The 10,040-nt window shown below is 34.4% G+C and carries 13 protein-coding genes; 4 read left to right on the top strand and 9 right to left on the bottom strand.

Annotated elements, in window-relative coordinates:
* The coding region (locus AD60_RS05990) for a transposase (RefSeq protein ID WP_146048833.1) at window positions 1-475 on the top strand (475 nt) is incomplete at its 5' end.
* A 203-nt stretch (window positions 476-678) separates the two neighbouring features.
* Here the strand turns inward: AD60_RS05990 and AD60_RS05985 are convergent.
* From AD60_RS05985 to AD60_RS05970, 4 genes are read right to left on the bottom strand one after another with little or no spacing between them, the layout of a single operon-like run.
* Window positions 679-1,572: a glycine betaine ABC transporter substrate-binding protein gene (locus AD60_RS05985; RefSeq protein ID WP_233186831.1), complete on the bottom strand. Its 894-nt coding sequence runs from the start codon at window positions 1,570-1,572 to the stop codon at window positions 679-681.
* A 22-nt stretch (window positions 1,573-1,594) separates the two neighbouring features.
* The gene (locus AD60_RS05980) at window positions 1,595-2,245 is read right to left on the bottom strand and encodes an ABC transporter permease (RefSeq protein WP_103876757.1); all 651 of its coding nucleotides are present in this window, start codon (window positions 2,243-2,245) and stop codon (window positions 1,595-1,597) included.
* Between the two features lie 15 nt (window positions 2,246-2,260).
* A complete protein-coding gene (locus AD60_RS05975; protein WP_103876756.1) occupies window positions 2,261-3,364 on the bottom strand; it encodes an ABC transporter ATP-binding protein in 1,104 nt (367 codons plus the stop codon).
* A 27-nt stretch (window positions 3,365-3,391) separates the two neighbouring features.
* On the bottom strand, window positions 3,392-4,048 hold the full coding sequence (locus tag AD60_RS05970; RefSeq protein ID WP_103876755.1) for an ABC transporter permease: 657 nt from the start codon (window positions 4,046-4,048) through the stop codon (window positions 3,392-3,394).
* A gap of 251 nt (window positions 4,049-4,299) precedes the next feature.
* Between AD60_RS05970 and AD60_RS10090 the strand changes: the two genes are divergently transcribed.
* Together AD60_RS10090 and AD60_RS05960 are read left to right on the top strand one after the other, a co-directional pair.
* Complete coding sequence (locus AD60_RS10090; RefSeq protein ID WP_158248394.1) at window positions 4,300-4,617, top strand: helix-turn-helix domain-containing protein; 318 nt, start codon at window positions 4,300-4,302, stop codon at window positions 4,615-4,617.
* A gap of 53 nt (window positions 4,618-4,670) precedes the next feature.
* The gene (locus tag AD60_RS05960) at window positions 4,671-5,120 is read left to right on the top strand and encodes a hypothetical protein (RefSeq protein WP_103876754.1); all 450 of its coding nucleotides are present in this window, start codon (window positions 4,671-4,673) and stop codon (window positions 5,118-5,120) included.
* Here the strand turns inward: AD60_RS05960 and mgsA are convergent.
* The 5 genes from mgsA to minC form a co-directional block, all read right to left on the bottom strand.
* On the bottom strand, window positions 5,117-5,497 hold the full coding sequence (mgsA, locus tag AD60_RS05955; RefSeq protein ID WP_103876753.1) for a methylglyoxal synthase: 381 nt from the start codon (window positions 5,495-5,497) through the stop codon (window positions 5,117-5,119). The two genes, AD60_RS05960 and mgsA, sit on opposite strands and share 4 nt — an antisense overlap.
* Window positions 5,498-5,529: 32 nt before the next feature.
* Window positions 5,530-6,534, bottom strand: coding sequence for a M42 family metallopeptidase (locus AD60_RS05950; RefSeq protein ID WP_103876752.1), 1,005 nt, complete (start codon window positions 6,532-6,534; stop codon window positions 5,530-5,532).
* 17 nt (window positions 6,535-6,551) lie between these two features.
* A complete protein-coding gene (locus tag AD60_RS05945; RefSeq protein ID WP_103876751.1) occupies window positions 6,552-7,574 on the bottom strand; it encodes a M42 family metallopeptidase in 1,023 nt (340 codons plus the stop codon).
* Complete coding sequence (locus tag AD60_RS05940) at window positions 7,571-8,611, bottom strand: M28 family peptidase (RefSeq protein WP_103876750.1); 1,041 nt, start codon at window positions 8,609-8,611, stop codon at window positions 7,571-7,573. Before AD60_RS05940 ends, AD60_RS05945 begins: the two co-directional genes overlap by 4 nt.
* Window positions 8,612-8,753: 142 nt before the next feature.
* Window positions 8,754-9,356 (bottom strand): septum site-determining protein MinC, encoded by a 603-nt coding sequence (minC, locus tag AD60_RS05935; protein ID WP_103876749.1) that lies wholly within the window; start codon window positions 9,354-9,356, stop codon window positions 8,754-8,756.
* A 274-nt stretch (window positions 9,357-9,630) separates the two neighbouring features.
* Here minC and yajC point away from each other — a divergent pair, with 274 nt between their 5' ends.
* Window positions 9,631-10,038 carry a preprotein translocase subunit YajC gene (gene yajC, locus AD60_RS05930; RefSeq protein WP_103876748.1) on the top strand — a complete coding sequence of 136 codons (408 nt, stop codon included), beginning with the start codon at window positions 9,631-9,633 and terminating at the stop codon, window positions 10,036-10,038.
* Window positions 10,039-10,040: the final 2 nt, after the last annotated feature.

The following is a 10,040-nucleotide window of genomic DNA, read 5'->3' as shown; positions in this document are numbered from 1 at the left end:
TTCTTTAAACGTAATAAAAGCCTTGGAAAAGGAAATAGAAACCGTTGATAAGGCTATTGAAAAAACGGTAAAAGGGCTTAATCCCAGCCAATATCAATCACTCATCTCTGTCAAGGGTATCGGTCCAGTTATTTCCTCTGGCATCATCAGTGAGATAGGTACGATAGCTTCCTTTCCATCTCACGATAGTTTGGCCAAATTTGCAGGACTGACATGGAGAAAACGTCAATCAGGGAATTATTCCTCCGACGAGACAGAAATGACTAAAACAGGTAACCCGTATCTTCGATACTATTTCATCGAAGCAGCTAGCTCCGTTAAAAATTATATCCCTGAGTTTGAAAAGTACTACTGGAAAAAATACTACGAGGTTACCACTCATCAACACAAAAGAGCCCTCGCGCTCACGGCTCGTAAGTTGGTTCGCATGATTTTTGCATTGCTGAGCAAAAATCGAATCTATTCGAATTACTAAGTTGAATAGATACAAGTGAATCTTTTTGTGTTTTCAAGCCTATTTTGAGTTTTTCTGAAAGTATGGGCATTGTCAGTTACACTAATTTTTAACAATTTTTTTGGTTTTTACCCCTTGACATATCACCGATTAGCTTTTTCTTCAAATAATAAGGGTGAAGAGATGCCCTTCACCCTTATTTGTTAGTTTAAATATAAGATCGTTTAATCTATCAAACCTAACCCTTCTAAATAATCTCTTGCAACAACTTCTGGTTCAACACCCTCAACATCAACTCTGTAGTTTAGCCTTATTAAAATGTCTTGGTTTAGGTAGAGTGTGAGAGGTCTCAAAATTTCTTCAATTTCAGGGTATTCATCAAGTGTATCTTTTCTAACTGCGTAAGAGATATGGTAATAAGGCCAGAAGTTTTGGTCGTCTTCTAGTACATGTAGGTTGTATCTTAAAATTTTTGGATCAGTAGCGAAAACCATTGCAATATCTATTTTATTGTTTGCAATTGCTTCGTAGGTTAATCCAAGTTGCATAGTTGATACTTGAGAATCAGGAATATCCAAACCATAGTGTTCGGCGAAGGCAAAGAAACCATCAGGTCTTTCATAGAATTCATAACCAACTCCTACCACAAACTCTTTTGGATGTTCGTTCCAGTAAGCAACTAAGTCAGAAAGAGTTTCGAAACCATATTTTTCGTAATCTTCTTGACGAATAGCAAGGGCATAAGTATTGTTAGCGTTTATCCTATCAAGCCAAACAATACCATTTTCAGCATCTAATTCTCTGACTTTTTCTAAAAGTTCATCTGGATCAGTGATCAGTTCTTCTTGGCCTAGGTAAGTTACCCAAGCGGTTCCAGTGTAATCTGGATATAAATCGATCTGACCTGTTGTCAAACCTTGTCTAGCGACGAGAGAACTAAGACCAAACCTTTCAACAACGTTAAAGCCATTCTCTTCAAGTAGCAGTGAAGCCAAGTTTCCAAGGACATACTGTTCTGAGAAGTTTTTTGCACCTACGGTTAAAGTTGCACCAAATATTGCAGTCAAAGAAAACACTACAACTAACATAAGTGCTGCCAATTTTTTCAACGTTAACACCTCCATTTAAAAGTTTTTTTCATTATTCATTTTGTAACTTAATACCTTCCGAAGTCATTTTGCTTTGTATTATAGAGAGTGCAAAATCAATTAAAACGGCCATTATAGATACTGGAATAGCTCCAGCTAATATCATCTCGAATTTAAAAGTCCCAAGACCTATAAAAATTAATTCTCCTAATCCCCCAGCACCTATGGCTGACGCGATTGTAGCTGTTCCTAAATTTATTATGGCTGCATTTCTTATTCCTGAAAAAATAGTAGGCATAGCGTTTGGGATTTCTACTTTCCACAGGATTTCTCTTTTAGTCATTCCCATTCCTCTTGCCGCTTCTTTCATACCTTTATCAATGCCGAAAAGTCCAGATGCCGTGTTAAAAGTTATAGGAACTATGCTGTATAAAAACAGAGCGAAGATCGCCGGGGCTGGGCCTATTCCCATGAATAAAAAAACGAGAGCAATAACGGCAATGCTTGGGACCGCCTGGGCTATTCCTGTGATTGAAAGCGCTATTCTTCCACTTCTCTCTCTTCCTGGGCGGGTAACATATATTCCTATTGCCATTCCCACAACTATGGCAATTGCCCACGAAGTTGCGAACAAATAAAGATGTTCTAAAGTCTTTATTCCCATATAACCAAGGTTTTCAGCAACGTATGTAAAAAATTCCATATTATCCTCCTCTTATCAAACCTCTGCTTTATTTGACATTTGTTCAAATATAGCTTTTAAGTTGATCACTCCTATTACCTTTTGTTTATCGGTAACTACGGGGATGTTTGTACTGGAAGAACTTAGTATTTTATTCAATGCTTCATAAAGGCTTGATTTTGTAGTGACGTAATCTTTTTTCAAAGAGCTTCGTAATTTAGATGAATCATCAATTCTATTCAATCTTTTAGTTTCTATAAAGCCTTTATAATTGTTATTTTTATCAACAAATATTGTGATAGGATAATTACTCTGTATAGTACTTTTAATATTTGAAAGATCCTCATCAATTTTAAAGACTTGCATATCTTTGTACAATCCTTCGCTAACTTTTACAAATTCCAAAGCTTTGAATTGACTATCTTCCCCCAATATGTCCTTTACAAAATCATTTTTTGGGTTTTGGACAATATCTTGTGTATCATCGTACTGTACTAATTCACCATCTTTGAAGATTGCAATTTTATCACCCAATTTAATAGCTTCCCTTATGTCATGCGTGACAAATATTATAGTCTTTTTGATTTTCTCTTGAATTTCAAGAAATGCATCTTGTAATGTTTCTCTATTGATAGGATCTATTGCACCAAATGGTTCATCCATGAGCAGTATGTCTGGATCGGCCGCAAGCCCCCTTGCTACTCCCACTCTCTGTCTTTGGCCTCCAGATAGTTGTGCTGGAAACTTATAAGCATTAACATCTGGTTCAAGATTTACTAAATCTAGTAGATCGTATACCCGCTTTTTTATTTTTTCTTCAGTCCATTTCAAAAGCCTTGGAACTACAGCTATGTTATCAAATACAGTCATATGAGGGAATAATCCAATTTCCTGTATAACGTAACCTATGCTTCTTCTCAATTGTATGGGATTCATATCGTCTATCGATTTTCCGTTGAAGAGGATATCACCCGATGTTCTTTCAATCAAACGATTGATCATCTTTAAGGTAGTTGTTTTGCCACATCCAGACGGACCTATTAGAATAGTTAATTTATTGTCTTCAAATTCAATATTTAAATTATTAACGGCAGTGAAATCGCCATACTTCTTTGTGAGATCAACTAATTTTATTGCCATTTCAATGTTCCTCCTGTGATTTTTATCTTATTCTTTAATTTTAAGACCCTTTGGGGTAATTAAATCCTCAAATTTTAGTAAAAGATAATTAGCCAAAACACCCAAAATTGAGACCAGTATTACCCCTGTTATTACCATTGGATACCTTGACCTGCTTAATCCAGCAAAAATAAAGTATCCTAATCCTCCTGAAGCAACAAAATATCCTAAAGTAGCAACTCCAACTCCCATTACTACAGCATTTCTTACACCAGACATGATGGTAGGAATCGATAAAGGTAAACGGATTTTAAATAATATTTGAGATTCAGTCATTCCCATTCCTTTTGCAGCCTCTATCATTTGTGGATCAAGAGCTTGAATAGCTACCAATGTATTTCTTATAATTGGAAGTAAAGAGTATATAATCAAAGCTATCACAGCAGGTGTAACCCCTAAGCCAGCTCCAAAAGGAGATAAAATTACAACCATAATCCCAAAAAGCGCCAAACTGGGAATAGTCATAAGAATACTAGCAATGTAGATGACTATGTTTGCGGCTTTAGGATGCCTTGATATGAAAATTCCAGTTGGTACTCCTATACCTATAGAAAAAGGTAATGACAAACCTATGATTTTTAAATGATTTAAAAATTCTCTAATTATAATACTTGAACTACTAGAAATATATTCAAAAAGTTCCACTTTTTCACTCCCTTCTTCTTACTGTAAATTAGTTTGTTCACCAAAGCGATAAATATTATAACACATTTTTAATCTTTTTAGAACATAAATAGGTTACAATTAAGTAAAAAAACAACGCTAAAAATCTTTTAAGATATTTTCTCATAAACTTAGTTAGGGAATAAAATAATTTTCAAGAAATAAGCGGCAGTAAAACTTGTTTAAAAATTTCTAAAAACAGTATAATTATTCTAATTTTGGAGGTGAAAGTTTTGAATGAAAATGAAAAGAAATGGGGAGCTATCGATAAAAAAGCTTTGTTAGAATTAGTATATGAGATTAAAAAAAGAAGATTACAAATGGGAATCACACAAAAAAACTTAGCTGAGCGAATGGGAACAACTCAGGCGATAATTTCTAAATTTGAAAAAGGAAACTACAATCCAACATATTTGTTTTTGCAAAGATTGACAGAAGTATTGGGTGGGAGTATCAAATTATATTTTGAGCCTAGAGATGATAAAGAGATAAATAGCGATGACGTTTCTAAAAATGATAATTTTCAAAAAATATTTCACTTAAAATTATAAAAAGAAATAAAGCTACTAATGACAAAAAATTCATAAACTTTGGGAGGAGTTTTATGAAAAAAACTGATAAAAAAATAAGTATATTGAAAGATATAATTTTAAAGGATATTTTTTTGGAAAGTGTTTTTTTCGAGAGAACAAATAAAGAAGAAGTTGAAAAAATTTCTGAAATATCTATCGAAAGAGGATACGTATATGAACAAAAAAATATTGACTTAAATTTAATTGTTACTTACAGGATCTTTTTAGAAGGGGAAAAAAAGAGAATAGCTTATTATGTTTTGACCTTCAGAGAGATTTTCGAAACGGAAACGGATTTCGAAAGTTTTTCAAAAAACAAAAGGGCCAAAAAGTATTTCCTTAAGAATTTTGTTGATGATGTTCTTTGGCCCTATATTAGAATTTATTTGAACGAAATTTTAATGAAAGCTGCTTTACCAAATATTGTTCTACCATTAAGTACAGGCAATCATCAAATTGATAGTCAAGATAATAAACTTTAATTATTAAGTTTTTTTTGAATTTCTAGAACTATCGCCTCAGCGGTTGCTAAATTAGTAGCAAGAGGGATGTTGTGTACATCGCAAATACGTAAAACTGCAGATACATCAGGTTCGTGTGGTTGGGCTGTCAATGGATCCCTCAAAAAGATGGCAAAATCTATTTTCCCACTGACAGCAAGAGCGCCTATTTGTAAGTCTCCTCCCAATGGTCCAGATTCAAAAGTTTGTATCTCCAATCCAACTTTTTCTTTTAAAATCTTTCCTGTGGTTTTTGTAGCATAAAGTTTGCAATTTTTAAATACATCCTTCCATTCTTTGGCAAAGAGCGCAAGGTCTAACTTTTTTTTATCGTGCGCAATTAACGCTACATTGACCATAATTTTCCTCCTCAAACGTGAAAAATAAGCTTCTAAAAATTCGTTTTACTAAGTGTATTTAACAGTTTCACCGTGTATTCAACATCGCTATAGCATAACATCTCGTGAGGTGAATGTATGTATCTGGTAGGGATAGAAATGGTACCACTAGGGATTCCAGATTTGGTTCTTTGATAACCCGCGGCATTTGTTCCTCCAAAGGTTAATACCTCGAACTGATACGGTATATTGTTTGCCAAAGCAGCATTTTTTATCCACTCTACAACTTCTCTGTCACTAACAGAAAGATTATCTTTTATTTTAATACAAGGTCCTTTTCCCAAGGCCATGCTCATTCTTTTAAGAGCCTTTGGAGTATCCAAGGAATCAGTGACATCAACAGCTATTGCTCTGTCGACTTGGTAATCATAAGAGGAAACAAAAGAACCGACCAAACCTACTTCTTCTTGGACTGTAAAAGCGAATAAAACGGTGTGTTGATTATCTTTCATATTTTTTATACTTTCTATTAAAATAGCGCATCCTATCCTGTCATCCATTGCTTTTGACATACAATAATTACCATAATCCACAAAACCTTCGGCGAAAGTTCCAAAAGTTCCTATAGGAGCAATTTTTTCCGCTTCTTCTTTTGAGGATACGCCTATATCAACAAATATGTTGTCTAAAGATAAGTTCTTATAATTATCTTTTAATTCTTTTTCACTTTCTCCCTCAACTCCAACAACCCCTATTCTTCCATTAAAAATCAATCTGGAACCAATTAAATTTACAGGGTTTTGGCCTCCAACTTGTTCTACTTTTAAAAATCCTTTATCTAAAATGTGAGTAACAACAACACCTATTTCATCCATGTGGGCGTCAAATAATATAGTTTTTCCAGAGTTACCTTTTTTTGTGGCAATAAGATTTCCTAACTTATCAGTTTTAATATCATCCACATAATCTTTAATCTGTTCTTTTATAAAATCTCTCACTTGGTCTTCTCTTCCACTTGGCCCATAAAGCTCAGTGATATTTTTTATTAGCTCTTTCAACTTTTTGCCCCCTCTCTTTAAAATGGTGTGTTAACAACTAATTGTTTTACCAATTGGTAGGTAAGTTCGTAATCTTGTAAATGCATTATAGATTGTGGAGAATGTATGTATCGGCACGGCACAGATATTACCCCAGCGGGAATTCCATAAAGGGTCTTTGCAAGTCTAGCAGCATCAGTTCCACCTGCCGTTCGCCTTTTGTATTGGAAATTAATACCTAATTTCTTTGCAGTATCTACGATCTTTTCAAAGATTTCTTGGTTAAGTACTAAACCGCTATGCATGAATGTTAAGACAGGTCCATTTCCAATATGTGTTGCCCATTTATCCTGTGTATTTTCAGGGTTGTCACCTGCTGTTGTACCTTCTAATACAATAGCGAAATTTGGTTGTATTTTTGAAGCTACAGTTCCTGTACCTCTCAATCCAGTTTCTTCTTGAGTAGCAAAATTGAAGTATGTGTCGTAAAGGGGTTTCTCGCCTTTTTCAAAAAAATAGTCTATTACATCCATCATAATAGAACATCCAACTCTATCATCAAAAGCTTTGGCCACAGCATAGTTATTTGCCTCATAATAAGTAGTATCAAATGTAACCATATCACCCAAATGAACCTTTTTAGACGCTTCCTCTTTGTTGGAAAATCCAACGTAGACCTTTATACTTTCATACTGTTCAACTTTGTCTATTTCTTTTTCTAAGTGAATAGGTGTAGAATTGACAACAGCAGATATTTTTTCTTCGATTTTTAATCTCTGACTTTTTACTACCCTTGGGTCAACACCCCCCACGGGAGATATGCCAAAAGTACCGTCTTCATTTATTTTAGTGATCATAAAGCCAACTTCATCCATGTGCGCGTCCAGCATCAATTTTTTGGAAGAATCTTTACCTTTAATTAAGCATAGTAGGTTTCCCATGTTATCCTCAGTGATTTCATCAACCTTGTTAGCAACTTTTGACTTTATGTACTCTCTTATTTTTTCTTCTCTTGAAGATATTCCAGGAAGATTGGTTAAATCTTTTAAATACTTCCTCATAATTTTCTACGCCCTTTCCAATTTAAACTAATATTTAAAGCGAAGAGAGATAATAATTTTGCGCTTTCTTCCACATCTTTTACATCTACAACTTCGTTGGGAGAATGCATGTTAAGGATCGGAACTGAAACAACACCTGTTTTTACTCCGGTAGAAGATATTTGTACTACATCTGCTTCGGTGCCACTGCCTCTAGTAAAAGTTTCTATTTGGTATTTGATATTGTTATTTTTAGCAGTTTTTGTTAGTTCTTCGAAAACACTCCTGGTAACGGTGGTACCTATACCTATGACTGGTCCTTCACCAAGCTTGATAGGCTCTATATTTTCCGGTAGTTTTTCGCCAAAAGTTACATCAACTACTATGGCATAATCTGGTTTTAGATGGTAGGCACTACCTTGTGCTCCCACTAATCCCACTTCCTCACCTTTGTTAAAAGATAAAATCAATTGTCCTTCAAATTTAAGATTTTGTAGGTACTCTAAAGACTTAATTAGTACTGCTGCACCTACTCTGTTGTCTAAAGACTTATTTGATATCTTTCCGTTTTCAAGGTCAACAGCTTGAACTTGTATAACGCCCATATCACCAACGTTGATATCGCTCGTTCCACCTGAAATGGAAAAATCGACGAAAAGCTCATCAAATGACGGAGATTTTTCCCTATCTTCCTTTTTTTGAAGGTGGGGGGCTAAAAACCCAACTATGCCGATTTTTTCCGAGTCATTTGTTTTAAAAAGAACCCTTTTTCCTACCAAAGTTCTTGGGTCGACTCCGCCAACTGGAGAAATGCGAGCAAAATGTTCATCGATTATTTTTGATATAACTATTCCAATTTCATCCACGTGTGCAAAAAAGGCAATTTTGGGACTCTCATTTTCAAAAGTTACCACTAAATTACCTATTCCTACTTTTTCTGATTTTACATCGGGTGAAATGTTTTTTAATTCTTTTTCAATCAAAGGGAAGGTGCAATTTTCAAAAGAAGACACTGCAAAGGTATTGGATAAATTTTTTAGTAAAGTAGAAGTATCCATTCGAAACCTCCTTTTTGGTTGTCATATACGACTGTTAGAAACTCTAAAATCCGCTTTAGCTCCGCTTACCCGGAGCCTGCTATCGTTTTATTTTCAAAGTTTCAATGAAGTTTTATAAAGATAATAAATGAGAGGAATCTTTTCACAATTCAACGGGTTCCACCAATGCTTTATTTTCTACTATCCTAATAGAAACGGGAGACTTTGGCCATTCGTAGTTGAAAAAAGGGATACCTGCGATTTCTACTAATGGTGAATTTAATTCGTAGGCAATAATAAAAGCGTTTTTTTTGTTGGTAATTCCAGCTCTTAATGTTCCAAATACCTTGCCAAATATTATGATACTTCCACCTGCGTTAACCTCTGCACCTTGGTTTACATTTCCAAAGACTATAATATCACCAGGATTTTGTACTACTTGACCGGATCTTAAATGTTTTCTATAAATTTGGGTACTGGAAAGGTTTAACTCTTTGTTTCCAACTTTTCCTTCGGGAAGCTTGCCAAAATACGCTCCTGCAACGTTTAATTGGAGATTATTGGCGAATTTTACGATTTTATTTAATAGATTGTGCTGGGAACCATCTTCGAAATATACGTAAAAACTATCTCCAACGTTAAAAAAACCTTTCATCTTAACGAGTTCTTTTTTAAAATATTCGAAAAGATCTTTTTGTGTGTTTCCCTTTGAAAAATAAAAGATTATGTCTCCGTCCAAAATTTTTGCGTATACGGGTTCATCCATCTAAACCCCCCCTAATGCAATTTTTAAATCAATAACAAATATCTATCACCATATATATAATAACACAAAATATAAGAAATATTACATATTCAGAAATTATTTGACTAATAGGCTGTAAAGAATTCATTGACCATAAAAGAAAAATATGATACAATCTAAAGAACAAACATTTTTTGTAATGATTTGTATTATATCAAAATTCTAGCAGTGATAAAATTTTTTAAGACTCAAAATTGCAACTAATTAAGGAAATAATAATCTTGGAGGTGTATCTATGTTAGAAAAAGTATTAGATTTCATAAACTTTGGCCCAGCAGGTGCTACGGATGCTGGTAACACAGTCCAACAAACACAAACTGCTCCCACAGGTGGTGGAGGATTCAGCGGATTGTTGTTCTTTTTAATAATCATAATCTTGATGTGGGTTATGTTGTTCCTCCCACAAAGGCGACAAGAAAAAAAGCATAAGGAAATGCTTTCTGCTTTGAAAAAAGGTGATAAAATAGTTACATCCTCAGGAATCATAGGAAAGATAATATCGATAACTAACGAAAGAATCAGAATTTCAACAGCAGATAAAACAGAGATTGATATAACGAAGAATGCTATTGCAGGTGTTCTTTCTAAAAGCGATAGGCCCGAAGCAGCACCAGAAGAAACCGAAACTGAAGATAAAAAATAGTT

Source organism: Petrotoga sp. SL27, from assembly GCF_002924605.1.
In the GTDB taxonomy this organism is placed as follows: Bacteria; Thermotogota; Thermotogae; order Petrotogales; family Petrotogaceae; genus Petrotoga; species Petrotoga sibirica.
Note: the sequence above shows the minus strand (reverse complement) of the source record. Positions and strands in the feature narration are given on the sequence as shown.

What these genes read in the sequence shown, in the direction of transcription:
- mgsA (WP_103876753.1), bottom strand. Translation starts at nt 5,497, where the DNA reads ATGGTCAATGTAGCGTTAATTGCGCACGATAAAAAAAAGTTAGACCTT.
- AD60_RS05945 (WP_103876751.1), bottom strand. Translation starts at nt 7,574, where the DNA reads ATGAGGAAGTATTTAAAAGATTTAACCAATCTTCCTGGAATATCTTCA.
- AD60_RS05940 (WP_103876750.1), bottom strand. Translation starts at nt 8,611, where the DNA reads ATGGATACTTCTACTTTACTAAAAAATTTATCCAATACCTTTGCAGTG.
- yajC (WP_103876748.1), top strand. Translation starts at nt 9,631, where the DNA reads ATGTTAGAAAAAGTATTAGATTTCATAAACTTTGGCCCAGCAGGTGCT.
- AD60_RS05975 (WP_103876756.1), bottom strand. Translation starts at nt 3,364, where the DNA reads ATGGCAATAAAATTAGTTGATCTCACAAAGAAGTATGGCGATTTCACT.
- AD60_RS05980 (WP_103876757.1), bottom strand. Translation starts at nt 2,245, where the DNA reads ATGGAATTTTTTACATACGTTGCTGAAAACCTTGGTTATATGGGAATA.
- AD60_RS05960 (WP_103876754.1), top strand. Translation starts at nt 4,671, where the DNA reads ATGAAAAAAACTGATAAAAAAATAAGTATATTGAAAGATATAATTTTA.
- minC (WP_103876749.1), bottom strand. Translation starts at nt 9,356, where the DNA reads ATGGATGAACCCGTATACGCAAAAATTTTGGACGGAGACATAATCTTT.